General features: G+C 38.7%; 20 protein-coding genes and 1 other annotated feature. Of the genes, 16 read left to right on the top strand and 4 right to left on the bottom strand.

Going from position 1 to position 20,913, the window contains the following annotated elements; translation table 11 throughout:
* Positions 1-57: 57 nt before the first annotated feature.
* Positions 58-375, bottom strand: a complete 318-nt coding sequence (locus V7147_RS05750; RefSeq protein WP_335366896.1) for a winged helix-turn-helix transcriptional regulator — start codon at positions 373-375, stop codon at positions 58-60.
* A 132-nt stretch (positions 376-507) separates the two neighbouring features.
* Between V7147_RS05750 and V7147_RS05745 the strand changes: the two genes are divergently transcribed.
* On the top strand, positions 508-1,359 hold the full coding sequence (locus V7147_RS05745) for a VOC family protein (RefSeq protein ID WP_335366895.1): 852 nt from the start codon (positions 508-510) through the stop codon (positions 1,357-1,359).
* 90 nt (positions 1,360-1,449) lie between these two features.
* Positions 1,450-1,670: a binding site (T-box leader), on the top strand.
* Positions 1,671-1,727: 57 nt separating this feature from the next.
* Complete coding sequence (tyrS, locus tag V7147_RS05740) at positions 1,728-2,972, top strand: tyrosine--tRNA ligase (protein ID WP_335366894.1); 1,245 nt, start codon at positions 1,728-1,730, stop codon at positions 2,970-2,972.
* A 43-nt stretch (positions 2,973-3,015) separates the two neighbouring features.
* Here the strand turns inward: tyrS and V7147_RS05735 are convergent, their stop codons facing one another.
* Positions 3,016-3,891: a CAP domain-containing protein gene (locus tag V7147_RS05735; protein WP_335366893.1), complete on the bottom strand. Its 876-nt coding sequence runs from the start codon at positions 3,889-3,891 to the stop codon at positions 3,016-3,018.
* A 163-nt stretch (positions 3,892-4,054) separates the two neighbouring features.
* Between V7147_RS05735 and kynB the strand changes: the two genes are divergently transcribed.
* Complete coding sequence (gene kynB, locus V7147_RS05730; RefSeq protein WP_335366892.1) at positions 4,055-4,684, top strand: arylformamidase; 630 nt, start codon at positions 4,055-4,057, stop codon at positions 4,682-4,684.
* 75 nt (positions 4,685-4,759) lie between these two features.
* On the opposite strand, the gene V7147_RS05725 is transcribed toward kynB, so the two are convergent.
* The gene (locus V7147_RS05725; RefSeq protein WP_335366891.1) at positions 4,760-4,909 is read right to left on the bottom strand and encodes a hypothetical protein; all 150 of its coding nucleotides are present in this window, start codon (positions 4,907-4,909) and stop codon (positions 4,760-4,762) included.
* A 299-nt stretch (positions 4,910-5,208) separates the two neighbouring features.
* On the opposite strand from V7147_RS05725, the gene nagE reads away from it, so the two are divergent.
* The 5 genes from nagE to V7147_RS05700 all read left to right on the top strand — a co-directional run bounded on the left by nagE (position 5,209) and on the right by V7147_RS05700 (position 10,414).
* Positions 5,209-6,654, top strand: a complete 1,446-nt coding sequence (gene nagE / locus V7147_RS05720; RefSeq protein ID WP_335366890.1) for an N-acetylglucosamine-specific PTS transporter subunit IIBC — start codon at positions 5,209-5,211, stop codon at positions 6,652-6,654.
* Positions 6,655-6,831: 177 nt separating this feature from the next.
* Positions 6,832-8,001 carry an N-acetylglucosamine-6-phosphate deacetylase gene (nagA, locus tag V7147_RS05715; RefSeq protein ID WP_335366889.1) on the top strand — a complete coding sequence of 390 codons (1,170 nt, stop codon included), beginning with the start codon at positions 6,832-6,834 and terminating at the stop codon, positions 7,999-8,001.
* A 2-nt stretch (positions 8,002-8,003) separates the two neighbouring features.
* Positions 8,004-8,798, top strand: a complete 795-nt coding sequence (nagB, locus tag V7147_RS05710) for a glucosamine-6-phosphate deaminase (RefSeq protein ID WP_335366888.1) — start codon at positions 8,004-8,006, stop codon at positions 8,796-8,798.
* Positions 8,755-9,477: a GntR family transcriptional regulator gene (locus V7147_RS05705; RefSeq protein ID WP_335366887.1), complete on the top strand. Its 723-nt coding sequence runs from the start codon at positions 8,755-8,757 to the stop codon at positions 9,475-9,477. The genes nagB and V7147_RS05705 overlap by 44 nt, the downstream gene beginning before the upstream one ends.
* 19 nt (positions 9,478-9,496) lie before the next feature.
* Positions 9,497-10,414, top strand: coding sequence for a DUF7916 family protein (locus V7147_RS05700; RefSeq protein WP_335366886.1), 918 nt, complete (start codon positions 9,497-9,499; stop codon positions 10,412-10,414).
* A gap of 39 nt (positions 10,415-10,453) precedes the next feature.
* Here V7147_RS05700 and V7147_RS05695 read toward each other — a convergent pair whose 3' ends face one another.
* The gene (locus V7147_RS05695; RefSeq protein WP_335366885.1) at positions 10,454-10,900 is read right to left on the bottom strand and encodes a VanZ family protein; all 447 of its coding nucleotides are present in this window, start codon (positions 10,898-10,900) and stop codon (positions 10,454-10,456) included.
* 140 nt (positions 10,901-11,040) lie between these two features.
* Here V7147_RS05695 and V7147_RS05690 point away from each other — a divergent pair, with 140 nt between their 5' ends.
* From V7147_RS05690 to V7147_RS05655, 8 genes are all read left to right on the top strand, one after another.
* Positions 11,041-11,445, top strand: a complete 405-nt coding sequence (locus V7147_RS05690) for a rhodanese-like domain-containing protein (RefSeq protein WP_335366884.1) — start codon at positions 11,041-11,043, stop codon at positions 11,443-11,445.
* Positions 11,446-11,560: 115 nt separating this feature from the next.
* A complete protein-coding gene (locus V7147_RS05685; RefSeq protein ID WP_335366907.1) occupies positions 11,561-11,962 on the top strand; it encodes a MerR family transcriptional regulator in 402 nt (133 codons plus the stop codon).
* A gap of 155 nt (positions 11,963-12,117) precedes the next feature.
* The gene (locus V7147_RS05680; protein WP_438824554.1) at positions 12,118-13,461 is read left to right on the top strand and encodes a hemolysin family protein; all 1,344 of its coding nucleotides are present in this window, start codon (positions 12,118-12,120) and stop codon (positions 13,459-13,461) included.
* Between the two features lie 379 nt (positions 13,462-13,840).
* Positions 13,841-14,926: a D-alanine--D-alanine ligase gene (locus V7147_RS05675; protein ID WP_335366882.1), complete on the top strand. Its 1,086-nt coding sequence runs from the start codon at positions 13,841-13,843 to the stop codon at positions 14,924-14,926.
* Between the two features lie 60 nt (positions 14,927-14,986).
* Entirely contained in the window at positions 14,987-16,360 is a 1,374-nt protein-coding gene (locus V7147_RS05670) for a UDP-N-acetylmuramoyl-tripeptide--D-alanyl-D-alanine ligase (protein WP_335366881.1), read from the top strand.
* A 724-nt stretch (positions 16,361-17,084) separates the two neighbouring features.
* On the top strand, positions 17,085-18,608 hold the full coding sequence (locus tag V7147_RS05665; RefSeq protein ID WP_438824553.1) for a DEAD/DEAH box helicase: 1,524 nt from the start codon (positions 17,085-17,087) through the stop codon (positions 18,606-18,608).
* 364 nt (positions 18,609-18,972) lie between these two features.
* Positions 18,973-19,452 carry a PH domain-containing protein gene (locus V7147_RS05660; RefSeq protein ID WP_335366879.1) on the top strand — a complete coding sequence of 160 codons (480 nt, stop codon included), beginning with the start codon at positions 18,973-18,975 and terminating at the stop codon, positions 19,450-19,452.
* Complete coding sequence (locus V7147_RS05655; RefSeq protein WP_335366878.1) at positions 19,445-20,902, top strand: PH domain-containing protein; 1,458 nt, start codon at positions 19,445-19,447, stop codon at positions 20,900-20,902. The genes V7147_RS05660 and V7147_RS05655 overlap by 8 nt, the downstream gene beginning before the upstream one ends.
* Positions 20,903-20,913: the final 11 nt, after the last annotated feature.

Below are 20,913 nucleotides of genomic sequence, written 5' to 3'. Positions count from 1 at the left end.
CTGCTTAATAAAGTTAAAAGCAGATTGGTTAAGATACAATCTGCTTTACTGAGCTGTTTATGAATTTAGTTCTACCCATTCTTGTGACCATTTTTGGATTTCGTCCATTAAAGGTTTTAAGGCCACCCCTTTTTCGGTTAACGAATATTCAATGCGTACAGGGGTTTCTGGGTATACATGTCGTTTAATGATTCCTTGATTCTCAAGTTCTTTAAGTCTTTCTGATAGAACTCTTCCACTGATTCCAATCGAAGATTCAAGCGTACAAAATCTCTGTGGACCGGAGAGAAGTTGGTAAATAACAAGTCCTGTCCACCTTTGACCGATTAAATTCATAGCTTTTTCAAATTTAGGACAAATTACTTTTGAATCCATATTTCCTTCACCCCTATAAATATATTATAACGTGTTGTAAAAAATAATAAACCTGCTTGACATAATTTAATTACGAAAATATAATTACTTACATAAAGTAAGTTACTAATAAAAAATAGGAGGCGCATCAAAATGAAATATCAACGCCCACCATATACATTTGTAGGTCTTGTTGAATTGAAAGTAACCGATTTACAACGTTCTTTGACGTTTTATCAAAATATCATTGGATTTAAAGTATTAGAGCAATCTGGAAAAAAAGCACTTTTAACTGCTGATGGAAAAACACCATTATTATCAATTGAACAGCCTGAAAATATTACATCAAAAGAACCGCGACGAACAGGGCTATACCATTTTGCACTGCTTTTACCAACACGAAAGGACCTAGGAAAAGTTCTTTATCATTTGGTCCAAAATAATGTTCCAATTGGAGCATCTGACCATGCAGTAAGTGAAGCTCTCTATTTAGATGATCCAGACGGTAATGGAATTGAAATTTATAGAGACCGCCCTGATACAGAATGGGAATGGGCAAATGGGGAAGTAAAAATGGTAACTGAACCAATGGATGGCCAAGGCGTACTTGCAGCTGCAAATGGAGAGAAGTGGACAGGACTACCAGAAGGAACAGTAATGGGTCATATTCACATGCATGTATCTGAGTTGGCAAAAACCGAGGAATTCTACACAAAAGGGCTTGGTTTTGATGTTGTCACCCGTTATGGGGGTATGGCATTATTCATTTCAACAGGAGGTTACCACCACCACATTGGGCTTAACACGTGGAATGGCGTAGGTGCACCTGCACCATCTGAAAATAGTGCAGGAATTAAGATCTTTACGCTCGTACTGCCAAACGAAAATGCCTTACAAACAACTGTTGAAAACCTAAAGCAGATCGGTGCATATGTTCAAGAAGAGGACGGGGTCACGATTACAAAAGATCCTTCTGACAATAAAATAAGACTTGTTGTTGCATAGGTAACATTGGAATAAGCAACTATCTTCGGGTAGTTGCTTTTTTGCTTGTTAAATATTGAATTATCCTATACAATAACCATTATATTTAAATATTAAGTGATGATAGGATTCAGTAGCAGCTTATCTCCCTGTAGCAGAGAGCCGGTGGTTGGTGAAAACCGGAACAAAGATAAAATGCGAATTACCTCCTTGAGCTTTTTTTGTGAACCCGAAAACGGCACTAGCAAAGAACGGACGAGCCGTTATTCGAATGAAGCGGAAGATGCATATCTTCAAACAAGGGTGGTACCGCGTGCAGCCACGTCCCTTTTTTAGGGGCGTGGTTTTTTGTGTTTTTTTTCAATAACAAACCCAGGAGGAAACCGAAAATGGAGAACTTTATTGAACAGTTAACAGACGAACAAAAAATAGAACTTGAAAGACAATTTGATATCTATGCAAATGGTGTGCAGGAAATCGTTCCTGCACACGAATTAAAACAAAAAATCGCAAAATCCATTGTTACAAACCAACCACTAAAAGTAAAACTTGGCCTTGATCCATCTGCGCCAGATGTTCATTTAGGGCATACAGTGGTATTAAACAAATTAAAACAATTCCAAGAAAATGGCCATGTAATTCAGCTTCTAATCGGTGACTTTACAGGGAAAATTGGGGATCCAACAGGTAAATCCGTTGCCCGAAAACAACTGACCGATGAAGAAGTGAAACACAATGCGAAAACGTACTTTGAGCAGTTTGGAAAAGTATTAGACATGGAAAAGGTTGAGTTGCACTACAACTCCAAATGGCTATCTACCTTGAATTTTGAGGACATTATTAATTTAGCGGCAAGTATCACTGTTGCTCGTTTACTTGAAAGAAATGATTTCTCTGACCGTTTAGCGACCGGAAAGCCAATTTCTCTCCATGAATTCTTCTACCCACTGATGCAGGGCTATGATTCGGTTGAACTGGAAAGCGATATCGAATTAGGGGGGAATGACCAGCATTTCAACGTGTTAATGGGAAGGCATTTACAAGAGCATTTTGGTAAAGAAAAGCAGGTCGTTATCCTTCTTCCGCTTTTAGAAGGACTTGATGGCGTTGAAAAGATGTCTAAGTCAAAAGGAAACTACATTGGTGTTGATGAGGCACCAAATGAGATGTTTGGAAAAACGATGTCCATCCAGGATGAAATGATGGCGAAATACTTTGATCTTGTAACAGATTTATCTCTTGTAGAAAAGAATGATATTAAAGCAAACATAGAGAATGGTACTCTTCACCCACGTGATGCAAAGATGCTACTTGGAAGAACCATTGTGAGAATGTACCATGGGGAGGAAGCGGCTCAGCAGGCAGAAGATCATTTTAAAACGGTCTTCCAAAAAGGGGTAATCCCAGAAGACATTCCTGAAGTAAAGTGGTCAGGCGAAAGCTCAGTCTCCATCATTGACTTGCTTTTTCAATTGGATTTACAAAAATCTAAAGGGGAAGCACGAAAAATGATCCAAAACGGCGGCGTCAAATTGAACGGGGATAAAATAGAGGATATTCACTTAGAGGTGGAAATTACAGACGACATGATCGTTCAAGTCGGGAAGCGTAAGTTTGTTAAAATTAAAAAATAACTTAAAAATTGGGGCGACATTTCAGAATTGTCGCCCCATTTATTTATTTTCCAATAAACATTTGTGACCAGTAGTTTCCGCTTGCTTGGTGACCAACTCCAATATGGGTGAAGTTTGGATTTAGGATATTCTTACGATGTCCTTCACTGTTCATCCAAGCATTTACAACGGCTTCAGGAGATGCTTGCCCTTTGGCAATATTCTCACCGGCTGTTTTATAGGATACTCCCATATCCCTCATCATATCAAATGGAGATCCATAAGTAGGACTCGTATGGGAGAAATAATTTTTTTGCTGCATGTCGTTTGCTTTCGTCTTCGCTACTTTGCCCAAAGCCGCATCAGATTGAAGGGCGGGCAGACCGTTTTTCTTACGTTGTGCATTTGTAAGATCAATTACTTGTCTTTCAAAATTGCTTACCCCCGCGGTTGGTGCTGGGGCAGGAGCAGGCTGCTGAGTTGCAGGCTGACGATTTTGTTCAACAGGTGGCGTTTGTCCTGTTGGGTAATTTGGTGCTGGAGCCACATTATTCGGCGCCGGTACCGCATTATTTGGTCCCGGTACCACATTATTTGGTCCCGGTACCACATTATTTGGTCCACCTGCCCAATTGAAGTTCCCATTCGGAGCTACGTTCGTACCGTTTGGCGTACGTACGACAATTTTTTTATTGATGAATCGAAAATAATCTTGTTCGCCTTGTGCATTCTGAACACTTGTTGTATGCGGATATTTATCACTTGACGTAGTCGTACGATAAGGGTTGTTTTGTTTGATGAGATAACCGTTATTTACACTTTCTACGTTTGCTGAACGATTATTATCATCCGCGGCATTGTTGTTGTTGGTATTACACGCAGACAATAAAAGCATCGCAGATCCAAATATCGCTATACCGGTTTTTGTAAATCTTTGCAATCTAAATTCCTCCTTTGCATGATTCGATTTACCTTTATATTTTGCTACTTCCGTAAATAAAGTATTGGTGGTAATTAAAGAGAGTCGGTGGACTTTAGATGCTTAACGGCAGCATTAATATCGAGTAAAATAGAAGAAGGAAAAAAATACCTAAGCATGTGAGGTGAATAAAATGAAACTCATTGATATTTCACAGCCTTTAAATCAAACAACACAGGAGTGGCCAAACGATACTCCATTTGAATACTCACTATCATGGTCAATTGAGGAAGCATCAACTGTAAATGTAGGAAAAATCACATCAAGCACCCATATTGGTACGCATATTGATGCACCATACCACTTTGACAATAATGGAAAAAAGGTGCATGAGCTGGATCTTGACTTATATGTGGGAAAAGCACGAATTATTGAGGTGTTGGGAAAAAAAGAGATTGGGGTCGAGGACATACAAAAATTCGACTTATCAGGTGTGAAACGATTATTAATCCGCACAACTTCATGGAAGGATCGAAGCAAATTTCCAAATTCGATTACAAGCTTAAAGCCAGAACTCGCTTCATTTTTATCTGAAAAAGGCATTCAATTAATCGGCGTCGACACGCCATCGGTCGATCAGTTAGATAGTAAAGATTTACAAGCCCATCATCATTTACATAAACATGGCATATATATTCTTGAGGGGATTGTCTTAGATAATGTGGAATTAGGTGATTATGAATTAATTGCACTGCCACTACGTATTGAAGGAGCAGATGGAAGTCCGGTACGTGCGGTGTTAAAAAACATATAGGGGAACAAATTAAATCCATTGTTACAAAAACAATGGATTTTTAAAAAACCTCTAGGGAAGGGGGAATCAAGTATTTTAACAAGCAACAGGTACGAGATCGCTCTTATTTACGAGCTCTACCTTGAAGAGTAATTCCATTTGTTTGATCTCATACATTCCATTTTCATAAACGTACAGAACTTCGTACAAATCGTTATTATAGACAACCTTATCACCTTGTTTCATGGAATACCTCCTATTCACTGGCTTATCCCTAGTGTAATATAATGAACTCCCTTCATCTATACTGCTTTAGTTTTATTGTAGTAGATAAAATTGATGATTTTTTGTAAAAAGTTCCATAGGGGGTGGTATAGACAACTAAACCCCTTGGTGTTAAAATGAGTACCGTAATTATTCTTCCTATCTTTTGGTTACACTAACGTGTAAGCGTTGCCTATTTTTGAAATTATACATGATTTATTTACGGAGTTAGAGGGCCAAAGAATAGAAGGAAAATACTAAATTAAGGAGGAATTATCAACATGATGAAGTATCTTCAAAAACTTGGTCGTTCATTGATGTTACCTGTTGCGGTACTGCCAGCAGCAGCTATCTTGATGGGTATCGGTTATTGGATTGACCCACAAGGATGGGGTGGAGGAAGCCCTATCGCAGCTTTCCTAATAAAAGCTGGGGGAGCAATTATTGATAATATGGCAATTCTTTTTGCGGTGGGTGTCGCATTAGGAATGTCGAAGGATAAGGATGGTTCAGCGGCATTAAGTGGATTGGTGGGGTATCTTACAGTTACAACACTACTTGCAACAAACACAGTGGCAATGCTCCAAGGGGTAGACCCAACTGAAGTTAATGCAGCGTTTGGAAAAATAGAAAACCAATTTATCGGAATTATATCTGGTATTATCGCATCTATAATGTACAATCGCTTCAGTGATGTACAATTACCGGATGCACTAGCCTTCTTCAGTGGAAAGCGACTTGTTCCAATTTTGACATCCGTTGCTATGTTAGTCGCATCTCTAGTGCTGTTATTTGTATGGCCAGTTATCTACTCTGGATTGGTTGCATTTGGTAAAGGTATTCTGGATTTAGGAGCAGTTGGTGCTGGATTATACGGATTCTTTAACAGACTTTTAATTCCAACTGGTCTTCACCACGCGTTAAACTCGGTATTCTGGTTTGATGTAGCAGGTATTAACGATATCAATAATTTCTTAAGTGGTGCAGGTGAAAAAGGGATTACTGGTAGATACCAAGCTGGTTTTTTCCCTGTAATGATGTTTGGTTTACCAGCAGCAGCACTTGCCATGTATCACACTGCTAAAACAACAAGAAAGAAACAAGCTGCATCCTTATTAATGGCAGCCGCATTTGCAGCATTTTTCACAGGTGTTACAGAACCACTTGAATTTGCGTTTATGTTCTTAGCACCAGCTTTATATGTTGTACACGCAGCATTAACAGGTATTTCATTGTTTATTGCAGCTACATTCCACTGGACAGCGGGATTTGCGTTTAGTGCAGGGTTTGTTGACTTTTTCCTAAGTCTAAGAAATCCGATCGCAAATCAACCTTGGATGTTATTAGTACAAGGGCTTGTAATAGCAGTGATTTATTATGTTCTATTCCGTTTCTTAATTGTTAAATTTAACCTAAAAACTCCTGGCCGTGAAGACGAAGAAGTGGTTGAAACAACTACACAAGCAGATGGCAAATCTAGATTCGCTTCCATGGCTGCTCAAATTTATGAGGGCTTAGGTGGAGACGAGAACGTAACGTCAGTTGATAACTGTGTGACCCGCCTACGTTTAGAAGTTAAAGATATGGATAAAGTCGATCAGAAAAAAATTAAAGCAACCGGTGTTCCAGGTATTAATATTGTTGGTAAAAACAGCATTCAAGTTATCGTGGGAACAAACGTACAATTCGTTGCAGACGAAGTCAATAAAATTCGCAAAGAGAAGTAAAAATGATAAGAGGGGCATTCCACTACTGGATGGCTCCTCTTTATTTGATAGGAAAACACAATAATTTATAATAAGAAGGGTAAAGTAAGATAAAATAACAAACTGTATAAGTGGTATAGACAACTAGCTGTCATAAAATATATACTTAAAGTAAGATATATAAAAGGAGTCTTTGATATGTTTATAACAAATCTAACCATTTTTTCAGAAGATGGAATCATCGAAAAAGGATTTATTGAAGTAGATGGAGAAAAAATAAAAAAGGTTGGCCAAATGGCTGATTTCCAAGCAAGTGAACAAGACGAAGTCATCACCTTTAATGAATCTTTCTCATTACTACCAGGTATGATTGATCTACATATTCATGGGGCAAGCGGTGCTGATGTGATGGACGCGACCCCTGGTGCATTAGTGACAATGTCCCAAACATTACCGAAGGAAGGTACCACTAGCTTTCTTGCGACTACCATGACGAAGTCCAAGGAAGACATTGAGAACGCAATCGGTAATATTGCTGATTTTATCCCAAAGCAAAATCCGGGGCATGCGGAAATTTTAGGAGCCCATTTAGAAGGACCATTTTTATCTCCGAAAAGAGCGGGAGCACAGCATCCAGGTAATATCATCAACCCAGATGTGGAGCTGTTTAAAAAATGGCAAACCTTATCAGGTGACAATATCCGCCTTGTGACATTAGCACCTGAGGAACCAGGGGGATTAGAGTTAACAGCTCATTTGAAAGATACTGGGGTCGTTGCCTCCATCGGCCATTCAGATGCAGTGTACGATCAAGTCGAAGTAGCGATAGAAGCAGGAGTTACCCATGCTACGCATTTATTTAACGGCATGCGTGGATTACACCACCGGGAACCAGGGGTAGCGGGTGCTGTTCTTTTACATGATGAAGTAAAATGTGAAATGATTGTCGATGGCATTCATATTGCGCCTAAAATGGTGAAGTTTGCATATAAAAATAAAGGGAGTAAAGGCTCCATTCTTATAACCGATGCAATGCGTGCAAAATGCCTTGGTGCAGGGATGTATGATCTAGGTGGTCAAGAGGTAAGTGTAAATGGGGAAAGAGCCGTATTAAATGATGGAACATTAGCCGGAAGTATTTTAAAATTAAATGATGCAGTTCGAAACATGATGAAATTCACTGATTGTTCTCTTCAGGACATAACCGAAATGACGGCTGTTAACCCAGCAAAGCAAATCAATGTGTTTGATCGAAAAGGAAGTATTAAAGCGGGTAAAGACGCAGATATTGTAATAGTCAACGATCAGTTAGAGGTAATCATGACATTTTGTCGTGGAAGACTTGCTTACTCAAATAGGGAGGGATAATGATGAAAGTTGTAGCAGTAAAGGATTTTGAAGAAATGAGCAAATTTGCAGCAGCAATGATTTCTCATCAAGTAGAAGAAAAACAAAACTCGGTATTAGGACTTGCGACTGGTGGCACTGTGGTTGGTACATATGAGGAGTTAATTAAGGATCACAACCAAAATAAGACATCCTATGAAAACATTCAGACAGTGAATCTTGATGAATATTTAGGGATCGAAAAGAATCATCCCAATAGCTATCATCATTTCATGATGGAAAACCTTTTTTCACATATCAATATAAACCAAGATAATATCCATATTCCAAACGGATTGGCAGATAATTATGAAGAGGAAAGCAAAAAATATGAAAAGGTCATTTCTGATTTAGGTGGGGTTGACCTTCAATTACTTGGGATTGGAGTAAATGGACATATTGGCTTTAACGAACCTGGTACACCCTTCGATTCTATAACACATACTGTCGAGCTTGAAGAATCAACAAGACAAGCAAATATGCGTTTTTTCAATAGCATCGACGAGGTTCCAACTCATGCTGTTACAATGGGGATCTCTACAATTATGAATAGTAAAAAAATCCTTTTGCTAGTATCTGGAAAAGCAAAGGCTGAAATCCTTGAAAAAGTGATAAATGGGGGGATTACTGAAACGATTCCGGCTACTGTTTTAAAGAATCATCCTGACGTAACGATTATTGCAGACGAAGAGGCACTTTCTTTCGTAGATGATGAAAAAAAGAGGGGCTTTGATCGTGATAAAGAAGAGTTCACCAGTACCTATTTACTTTCAAATTGAGCAGCAAATTCGCGAAAAAATTGAAAACAAAGAGCTAAAGCCTGGTGACATGATTCCATCGGAAAGAGAGTTTGCGGAAAAGTTTCAAATCAGTAGGATGACTGTAAGGCAAGCCATCAATAACCTCGTTAATGAGGGTTATTTACAAAGGGTACGAGGAAAAGGTACCTTTGTGGCAGTGAAAAAATTTGAAAAGAATGTTCAGAGATTAACGGGCTTTTCTGAGGACATGCGTTCAAGAGGGCTTGAACCTGAGACAAAGGTTCTTAGCTTTAAGGTAATAGAAGCAGACTCTTTAATCGCATCACGCCTTAACGTAGAAGAAATGTCCAAGGTGTACCAAATTGAGCGGTTGCGGCTTGCAGACCAGGAACCGATTGCCTATGAGGTTTTTTATATGTCAGCAGATCTTGTACCTGATTTAACATGGGAAGTGGCGGAACAGTCCATTTTTAAATATGTTGAAGAGATAGGACTTTATATCATATCCGGGACACAAGAGCTGGAGGCAATAACCGCCAATAAGCGTGAGGCTACTATCTTGGGGATTAAGGTGGGAGCACCAATCCTGTATATCCAACAAGTCTCACAGCTTGAGGATCAGCAGCCACTCGAGTATGTAAAATCCTATTATCGTGGTGACCGGTATAAATATAGGGTAGAAATGGTTCGATCATAAAAAAGTAGGGGGTCTCATCATGAAACGACTTTTAGATTGTACAGCCTCAGATTTCAAAAAAATGAACGGACAAGATCTCAAGCAATCCATTAAAGCTTCTGAGGGAAGGGTTATCTTATCAGAGGTAATTGGTTCCTTTCAGCCAGTATATCCAGCTGTGACGAATGCTGAAATGGCGTCAGCATTTGGAGCCGATCTCTTGATTTTTAATTATTTTGATGTATTTTCCCCTTTTGTAGAGGGCTTTCAAGCTAGGGAAGGTGAGTCCATTGTTGAAAAGCTAAAGGAGCTCACCGGCAGACCGATCGGCTTAAATTTAGAGCCTGTTGACCCAAATGCCGAGCAGCTTGAAAAATTATTCGAACTTCCGAAGGGGCGTTTGGCGACAGAAGAATCCTTACGTGAAGCAAAAAAACTCGGCTTTGATTTTGTTTGCTTAACTGGAAACCCGAAAACAGGTGTCACAAATAATGAAATTGTCGTAGCAATTAAGGCGGCTCGTAAAGTGTTTGGAAGTGAAGGACTTATTATTGCTGGAAAAATGCATGGCGCAGGGGTTGCTAATGAATCCGGAAGTGGAATTATTTCAGAGGCAGCACTTGAAAGCTTTGTTGACGCGGGTGCAGATGTGATTTTAATGCCAGCACCTGGAACCGTTCCGGGAATCACTCTGGAGACCACGGAAAAGAATGTCCGTTTCGTTCATTCGAAAGGTGCATTGGTGATGCTTACAATTGGTACAAGCCAAGAGGGTGCAGATGAATCAACTATTCGCCAAATTGCACTGACAGGTAAAATGGCAGGTGCGGACATCTACCATATTGGTGATGCGGGTTTTCACGGTATCGCAATACCAGAGAACATTATGACTTATTCCATTGCAATTCGTGGAAAACGCCATACATATGTGCGAATGGCAGCTTCCGTTAATCGCTAAAAGGAGATGAGGTTTCAAATACACCGAAGTATTTGGACCTCATCTCCTTTTTTTACGACGTCGCTGAACCCTTAAGGTCTGCAACAAAATGTAACCAATCACAGCACCAACTGTATTCAAGATAATATCGTCTACATCAAAGCTTCCAAGCTTACTGAAAAGCTGAAGGACTTCAAGAGAAAAAATTCCGAAGATAAAAGCAATGAGAAACAAAAAGAAATTTGAGAGCTTTGGGAAAAGAATGGGAAGTACAATCCCAAACGGTATAAAAACGCCAATATTTCCTGCAATATTAATGATCCAAATATAAAAAGGAAAATGATCATAATATGTGAAATAATTTTTAATCGTCGAAAAAGGCGTCAGGTTATACCGAAACTCCCCTCCTTTTGTCCGAAAAAAGGCAAAAAACATCCAATAAATTAGAAACAGTGAATAGGTGATGAACACCGTACCAGCCAAAAACCGTTTTACAGCATGCCCCAATTTTGTAGATTCTCCAATCCTTAAAACATTTTCTAGTTTACTCTATCGTAAAAAGGAGGTCATGTCACATGACATTTTTTATTTCCCCCCTTTTTCGATTATAATAGGAAAATAACGTGTATGAAAAGGGATGTTTAAAAATGGATACAATTACTTGGCTGCAAATTGGATTAGGAGTTATTTGTGTTATTTTAATTTACGACTCATTTAGACCAGTAAAAAATCTCAAACAATTATCGGAAGCAGATTTTAAAGAAAAAATGAAAAAGTCAAAGGAGATTACGCTCATTGACGTGCGTAACCCTTATGAATACGAAACAAATCATATTAAAGGAGCCATTAATCTTCCTTTAACAAAAATTAGAAGAAACAAAGTAGGAATCCCAACTGATAAGGACATTATTTTATATTGCCAAACCGGGATACGAAGCAAGCAGGCTGCAAAAGCCATACGAAAAAGGCATAAGGATTTGCCGCTATCTCACTTGAAGGGTGGTCTTTACAGCCTGAAAGCACAAGTCACTCCAGGACAAAAGAAAAAGTAAAATGGACGAACCGTACAATGGCAAACTGTCACGTTTGACTGTACGGTTCGTTTTACATATAATAGAAGAATAGAAGTTTGATAGAAGGGGTGATGTCGTTGGGAAGTTATACCGTATTGGCGAATTAGCAAAAGAAGCAAATGTATCAAAACGTACGATTGATTATTACACACAGCTTGGTATTTTAACTCCTGAACGATCAGACTCTAACTATCGATTCTATGGAGAAGAAGCAGTGGAAACCCTTCATCTTGTTTCCCAGTATAAGGAGTTAAACATCCCTTTACTTGAAATCAAGGAAAAGGTAGAACTTTTTCAAACAAACCGTGTAGAGCAAGAGAAAGTCTTGAAATACACAAAGGCTCTTTCCAAGCGAATGGAGTATTTAGAAACAGAACTAAAAGAAATGAAGCCGATGCTGGAATCTCTTACAGAAGAACAACAAAAATCCGTGATGAATAAGATGTCCACACAAAGCATGGCACTCGCAAAAATAATTATGGTTCTTTTTACTTGAATCAAAGAATCATATAGTTATGAAACTTGCAGAATAAAAATTCATTCTTAAAGAATAAAAAATCAATGTCATAAATACTTTGTATAAATAACATAAAAAACTTACCTACTTAGGAGGTGTAATCCTTACTCGTCTCGGGCGTGTAAGGAAACTATTTGGAGATATTTAATTTGGTCTTGGTTGCAATTTTGATTGCGTTAACTGCCTTTTTTGTGGCGTCGGAATTTGCGATTGTAAAAATAAGAAGTACTCGTATCGACCAACTCGTACAAGAAGGGAACAAAAGCGCATTTGCTGCTAAGACTGTCATCTCAAACCTGGATGAATATCTATCAGCTTGTCAGTTAGGTATTACAGTAACAGCTTTAGGACTTGGTTTTCTTGGAGAAACCACATTTGAAGCGATACTTCATCCATTACTTGGTATTTTAAATATACCGGCTTCGTTTTCAACTGTTTTATCAGTCGCATTAGCGTTCTTGATTATTACATTTCTACATGTAGTAGTAGGGGAGCTTGCGCCGAAAACGATCGCAATTCAAAAGGCAGAACGAATTACTTTGTTTTTTGCTAGACCGTTAATCTTTTTCTATCGATTGATGTATCCATTTATTTGGGTATTAAACGGTTCAGCTCGATTGTTAACTGGAGTATTCGGGTTTAAGCGAATATCAGAACACGATATCGCCCATACAGAAGAAGAATTGCGACTTATTTTATCTGAAAGCTATAAAAATGGTGAAATTAACCAATCTGAATATAAATATGTAAATAAAATCTTTGAATTTGATGATCGCGTGGCAAAGGAAATCATGGTACCTCGTACTGAAATCATCGCCCTTGATAAGGAAAAGTCAGTCCAAGAGATTTTGGCGATTATGACAAGTGAGAAGTATACACGTTATCCAGTCGTTGATGGGGATAAGGACCATATTATTGGATTGATCAACCTAAAGGAACTGCTTACGGATGTTGTAACAGGTACGGGTGCAGATGAAAAAACGATCGAGGATTATACGAGACCAATTATTCACGTAATTGAGTCAGTCCCAATTCAGGAATTATTAGCAAAAATGCAAAGAGAACGCGTTCACATGGCGATTTTAATCGATGAATATGGTGGAACTTCTGGTTTGGTTACGGTTGAGGATATTATTGAAGAAATTGTTGGGGAAATCCGCGATGAATTCGATACTGATGAAAAACCAGCTATCCAAAAAATTAATGATACAACTACCATCCTTGATGGTAAGGTCTTAATTGGTGAAGTCAACGACTTGTTTGGGTTACAGATTGATGATACAGATGTGGATACGATTAGTGGTTGGATTTTAACAGAGCAAATTGACATCCACCCTGGTGACAAAATTCCGTTCGAGGATTATGAATTTAGAATCATCGAAATGGATGGTCATCATATCAAATCACTTGAAATCAAAAAAATCATCAAACTAGAACAGGTCATCACTATTGGCCAAAGCGCTAGCGCACTAGAATAAGAATGTTAAAAGCCTTGACGGTATCTCGTCAGGGTTTTTTTGATGGCGGAAAATCTGTATCGCGCAATTGTTGCTGTTGAAGGCGCAATCAACAAAAATAAAACGCAATTCTATCCGGGGAACTCGCAATTATCTCAAATAAAAGGCAATTATGGAGTGTAACGGCGCAATTCACTGGTTCAAAGTATGTAGATTCTACCTTTTTCACTCGAAATCTTACCACATAGGCATTTCATAAAACTAAAATTTAGGTGCATGCCTAGACAGACACTTTTCTAGACGTATGTAATAAATTATAGAAATGTTATGTAATTGTTATATAATATAAAGGCGTAAATGTTACAATAAACGGTATACGAAATTTTTAGGAGGAAGCTTAATGAAGGTAAAACTAGGCTTGCTATATGGAGGGAAATCAGCTGAGCATAAGGTTTCCTTACAAACTGCATTAGCTGTAATTAAAGCATTAGATCACTCAAAATATGATATTCATCCCATTTATATATCGGAAGAAGGCGAATGGATTCGCGGAAGCCAATTAACAGGACCTGTTGATGACGTAAAGAAACTAGTTCTGAAAGAAGCGGGAACCCCCATTTCACCTGTTTCCCTAAATGCAGAGCTTTTCCCAGCTGAGCAATCAAATCAACAAGAAGCAATTGATGTGGTGTTCCCATTATTGCACGGACCAAATGGAGAGGACGGAACCGTACAAGGACTACTTGAGCTTGTTAATATTCCATATGTCGGTAACGGTGTACTTGCTTCATCAGCGGGTATGGATAAAGTCATTATGAAAAACATCTTTGGCCAAGCTGGGCTGCTACAGGCTAAATATGTTTCCTATATTCGAAGTGAATGGAAGCAAAATCCGGAAGAAGCTTATACAAAGGTTGAAGAAGAACTAGGCTATCCATGCTTTGTAAAACCAGCAAACCTTGGTTCAAGCGTTGGTATTAGCAAAGCGACAAACCGCGAAAGTCTTGAAAAAGCCTTTGAAGAAGCATTTATGTTTGACCGTAAAGTCATTATTGAAGAGGCGATTATTGGTCGTGAAATCGAAATCGGTGTCCTTGGTAACGACAATCCAAGCTGTTCGGTTGTTGGTGAAATCGTGCCAAAGAAGGATTTTTACGACTACAAAGCAAAATATGAAGACGGTGATACAGCTCTTATTATCCCAGCTGATATTACAGCTGAGCAATATGAAACCGTCAAAACCGAGGCAATTAAAGCATTCAAATCCCTTGATTGTTCAGGTTTAGTAAGAGCGGATTTCTTCTTAACTGAAGAAGGGGAAGTCATCATAAATGAAGTCAATACAATGCCTGGATTTACACCATTTAGCATGTTTCCGCTATTATGGCAGGAGGCTGGCGTTAGCTATCCAGAGCTTATTGAAAAATTAGTGAATCTTGCAATTGAACGTCATGCAGAAAAACAATCGATCAAGTACACCATCTAAAAATTTGAAACACTATTCTTCCTTTTGAATAGTGTTTCTTCATGAAAAGGGGAGTACCTCATGATAAAAAAGACTTTAGCCCAAATTGAACAGATGGCAAATGGTGAAAAGCTCGACTCACAACACAAAAATGTCGTGATTGAAGGTGTATCCATTGATACAAGAACTATTTCGCCTGGAAATCTGTACATACCAATCATTGGTGACACATTTAATGGCCATCAATTTGTAGATGCGGCAATTGAAAATGGTGCAGCGGCAGTTCTATGGGGCAGTGATCAGCCAAACCCGCCACAGCAAATCCCTGTCATTTATGTGAAGGACACATTAGAAGCTCTTCAGACTCTTGCAAAAAACTACCGTAATGAGCTTCCGATAAAAGTCGTTGGGATTACTGGAAGCAACGGGAAAACAACAACAAAAGACATGGTTACAGCCGTTTTATCGACCAGCCTTCGAGTGCAAAAAACGGAAGGTAATTTCAACAACCATATTGGCTTACCTTTAACCATTTTAAGATTAAAAGAGGATACTGAGGTTGCTGTGCTCGAAATGGGAATGAGTGCCTTCGGTGAAATTGAATTTTTAACCCGTTTAGGACGTCCAGATGTGGCTGTGATTACAAATATTGGTGAATCTCATATGATGGACCTTGGCTCCCGGGCAGGAATCGCGAAGGCGAAATTTGAAATCGTTGAAGGATTATCTAAAGAAGGCTTACTCATTTACCATGGGGACGAACCTCTTTTAAGAGATAAAGTTAAATCAATGGATATTCAAACAACAACCTTTGGTGAGTCAGAACAAAACGACCTGTATCCACTTACGATCAAACAGGAAAACGAGGGTACCTATTTTTCAATTAACGAGCTGGAAAAGAAGGGATTTTATGTGCCCGTTCTCGGAAAGCATAATGTGAATAATGCGATGGCTGCGATGGCTGTAGCCCGTTATTTCGGATTATCTTGGGACAAAATCGAAATTGGTTTAAAACAAATTAAAATCACCAATATGAGACTTGAATTAATTGAAGGTAGAGAAGGAACGAAATTAATTAATGATGCCTATAATGCTAGCCCGTTATCCATGAAGGCTGCAATTAGCTTAGTGCATGATTTACAAGCCTCAGGTAAAAAAATTGTCCTGTTAGGTGACATGTTAGAGCTTGGTGATAAAGAAAATGAATATCACGAAGAAGTGGGGCGCTTCATTCAGCCTGACAAAGTTGACTATGTATTCACATATGGAACATTGGGTGAGCATATTGCAAGCGGTGCAAAGGAGCAGTTCCCACCAGACCGGGTATTTGCATACCAAGATAAAGAACAACTCATTGAAGCTTTACGAAGTCTTTTATCAGAAGGAGACATCCTTTTGGTTAAGGGCTCAAGAGGGATGAAACTCGAGGAAGTCGTCTTTGCTTTCAAAAAATAAGAAAAAGCTCGGTGCAGGTTGCCGAGCTTTTCTAGTTGATAAATGGCAGTATAATTAACAAAGTTAGTACAATTCCTAAGGAGTATGCGAATAGTTCTTTCATAAAGTCTGAGTTTTCATTGAATAGCTTGTCCATTTTAATTCCTCCTAAAATAGTTCTTACTTATTAGTACGTTTGAAAATGAGAAATGTTACAAAAACATTACAATTATTTCAAAAATATTTTTTGAGTGAAATAAATCCTTTTCTTTCCATATGAAAGCAACATGTTTGTTATGGTGATGACAAGGATAAACTATTCTATGAAGTGGATTCTTTACTTAGAAACACCTATAGTATGCATATACTAACCATTGGTAATTGTGCTTTATTGCATTTCTAACTTTGTAGTGGTAAGATTACATCTACAGTGTTAAAAAGGGCATAGCTAGATAACCCACTGGTGACGCCCTTTTATTAACTTTTTGGACGTGAACCCTAAGGGCATTACTTCCGTTATTTCACGGAAAATGTCCTTTTTTTAAGCAGAATTTGATTCTGGTCTATTATAAATACTAGGCAGATGCCTACCTACAGCACATATATCATCATGTGTAGGTTTTGCGATCATGATGCAATCATTTGTATCCAGCTTAAATTTTTGAGGCGAAAAGCCCAGTGTCTATACAGATTTCCCGTCTAAAAGTCAATTTTGTCATTGTACAAATAGATTAGCAAAAGGAGTATGAAAAAATTGGCAGCATTTAACGAACTAGGGATTAGTCAGGATTTAATGAAATCGATTAGTAAAATGGGGTTTGAAGAAGCAACTCCCATTCAATCACAAACGATTCCAATAGCACTTCAAGGGAATGATGTAATCGGTCAAGCCCAAACAGGAACAGGAAAAACAGCCGCATTTGGAATTCCACTTATTGAAAATGTCGATGTAAACAGCGATAACATCCAAGGAATTGTCATTGCACCAACTCGTGAGCTTGCGGTTCAAGTATCGGAAGAACTTCATAAAATTGGTCACTTTAACCGCGTCCGTGTTTTACCAATCTATGGTGGACAGGATATCACTCGACAAATACGATCACTAAAAAAACACCCACATATCATTGTTGGTACACCAGGTCGTGTAATCGACCACATTAACCGTAAAACTCTTAAGCTTCAAAATGTTAAAACAGTGGTACTTGATGAAGCAGATGAAATGTTAAATATGGGCTTTATCGAGGATATTGAGGCAATCTTAAAGGGTGTACCTGAAGAGCGCCAAACACTACTCTTCTCTGCAACAATGCCAGGTCCAATCCAACGCATTGCTGAACGTTTCATGAAGGACCCGAAAATTGTAAAAGTAAAAACAAAAGAAATGACTGTACCAAATATTCAACAGTACTATTTAGAAGTACAAGAAAAGAAAAAGTTTGATGTGTTAACTCGTTTATTAGATATTCAATCACCAGAACTAGCGATTATCTTTGGACGTACGAAGCGTCGTGTAGATGAGCTTTCTGAAGCATTAACTTTAAGAGGCTATGCAGCAGAAGGAATTCATGGTGACCTTAGTCAGGCAAAACGTTTGTCTGTCTTACGTAAGTTTAAAGAAGGGTCGATCGAAGTATTAGTTGCGACAGATGTAGCAGCACGTGGTCTAGATATTTCTGGAGTTACACATGTTTACAACTTTGATATTCCGCAAGACCCTGAAAGCTATGTACACCGTATTGGGCGTACAGGTCGTGCAGGAAAAACAGGTATGGCGATGACTTTCGTTACACCTCGTGAGATTGGTCAACTTAAAAATGTTGAAAATACTACAAAACGTAAAATGGACAAAATGAAGCCACCTACTCTAGATGAGGCTTTAGAAGGTCAACAAAAAATAACGATGGAAAAAATCGTGTCTATGATCGAGGCTAATAATTTATCGTACTATACTCGTATTGCTGAAGAGCTTTTAGAGGAGCATGACTCTGTTTCCGTTGTTGCGGCTGCTATTAAGTTAATGACAAAAGAGCCAGATGCAACACCAATTAAATTAACAGAAGAAGCACCTGCACGAGTTAAGAGAGATAACAATAGAGATAGTAACCGTGGTGGCGGACGTGACCGTGGACGTTATAAAGGTGGAAATCGTGACCGTGGCCGTGGAAATGGCGGACGTGAAAGATCAGGTGGACGCGAACGTTCAGGTGGAAATCGTTATTCTTCAACTGGCAGCAATCGTCGTGGCAACATCCGTAAAAACGAAGAATAAGACCAAAACAGTGCACAATATAAAAATGTGCACTGTTTTTTTATTTTATTAAGCCGGGTTAATCCCGTCTGAAAAAATAAAAGCCCCCGGCGGATGCCACGGATTTTCAAGGGAAACTTTTCCCGCATTAACTGGTACTAAGCCCTCATGGAGGGCAACTACCAGTAAATGCCCGCTAAAGTGAACGAAGACTAAGAGCGCCACGTCATGTGGCAACGTCTTCGTGACCCACTTCCTGTGGGCCTAAAAAGTCTGGGCACAAATACGCCGTGGCGCATTTGATTGTTTAATATTTCAACATAATCATTTATACTGTAAAGGTTGATATGAAAAATATTCCAACGGGGGAAGGGTTGGTTGGATTATGAGAGACATTCCAAAAAATCGGATAAGTGAACGTGCCTTAACAGTATGGAAAACATCTGCAACTATCACATCTTTGATAGGCTGGTCTTTTGTAATTACCGTTTTAGTTCTTACGATTATATTTGATTGGTCCTATTGGGTTCTTGCAATTTTAATTATCCTATTAATTCTTGAATCAGTTTTAACCATTTTTATCTTACCAAAACTCAAATGGAAGCGCTGGAGATATGAAGTACATGAACATGAAATTGATCTTCAACGTGGTGTGTTAATTGTAAAAAGAACGATTATCCCGATGAACCGCGTTCAACATGTTGATACACAGCAAGGTCCATTGCTTCGCAAACATCATTTGGCGTCCGTTACGATTTCAACGGCGGCAACTGTCCATACAATACCAGCACTAGATTTAGAGGAAGCGGATCAATTGCGTGATTCAATTTCAAGATTAGCAAGGGTGGATGAAGATGATGTCTGATCCACGTCGAATGCATCCAGTTGCCGCCTTTCTAAGCTTTTTGAAGCAGTTGAAGGAAATGATTCTTCCGTTTATCTTCTTGTTTTTTGTAGGACCAGGGGATAATTTTGAAAAGTATTATTTATTGGGTGCTTCTTTTTTCATTTTATTAATGTTGATATTCGGAATTTTACATTGGTATCGGTACACCTATCGGGTTGAAAATGGGGAATTACGAATTGAATATGGTGTGTTTATCCGGAAGAAACGCTTTATCCCAATTGAGCGAATTCAAACGATTGATGTTTCTGCGGGGATTATTCAACGGATATTTGGTTTGGTTAAGCTACAGGTTGAAACAGCAGGTGGAGGTATGCAGGCTGAAGCAGTTCTTACCGCCATCAAAGAGGACGAGGCCAATCAATTGCGTGACACATTATCCCGTTCAAAAAATCATCAGGAAGAAGAAATCAAAATACAACATACGAGGATTACATATCAAATAACATCAAAGGAGTTGCTAGTTCTAGCCTCTACGTCAGGTGGAATTGGTATTGTCATTTCTGGTGTCCTGGCATTCCTGAGCCAATTTGCCGAATATTTGCCTTTTGAAAAATTATATAACACGATCGAAAAATATGTTAGTCTTTCGATCTTAATCTATATCATCGTATTAATTGCATTGTTCCTATTTATATCGTGGTTTGTCGGCATTTTAATCATGACATTACGATATGCCAATTTTACAGTCGTAAAACGTGATGATGAGCTATATATTACGAGGGGCTTGATCGAAAAAAAACAGACAACGATTCCGTTAACGCGAATTCAGGCCATTCGCATTGGCGAGAATTTAATCAGACAGCCATTGGGTTATGCAACGGTATATATTGAAAGCGCGGGTGGCTCGATGGATAAAGGAGAAGACTTTTCAACAGTACTTTTTCCGTTGATTAAAAAATCAGCCATCAATGATTTATTACATCATTTTGTTCCGGATTACCAGATGCATAACGTTGAAAACTATGTACCGTCAAAAGCTAAGTGGAGATATATGTTCAGAGGGATGCTGCCATTTGTCATATTGGTTCCAGCTATCGTTATATTGTCCTATTTCTTCAGTTCATGGGGCTACCTAGGCCTTCTACTTTTACCAATGGGAGCAATTTTTGGCTATAGCCGTTATAAAGTAGCGGGCTGGGGGATTGAAGATGACCAGTTAACACTGCAATTTCGCTTTTTTAGTAAAATAACCGTTCTTCACCATAAAAAGCGAATTCAATCGATGGACAAGAAACAATCGTTTTTACAAAGGAAAAAAGAACTTGGTTCAGTTGGAACCTTTATTAAATCAGCAGTAACAGGCAAAGGGTTTGAAGTAAAGGATTTGGAAGAATCAGATTGCTGGACTATTTGGCAATGGTACACAAAACGCAACAAGAAAATTGCAGAGGATATTACGGTAGAATAAGAAGAGGAGCT

The sequence above is a fragment of the Bacillus sp. JJ1521 genome, from assembly GCF_036965165.1.
GTDB lineage: Bacteria > Bacillota > Bacilli > Bacillales > Bacillaceae_L > Ferdinandcohnia.
Note: the sequence above shows the minus strand (reverse complement) of the source record. Positions and strands in the feature narration are given on the sequence as shown.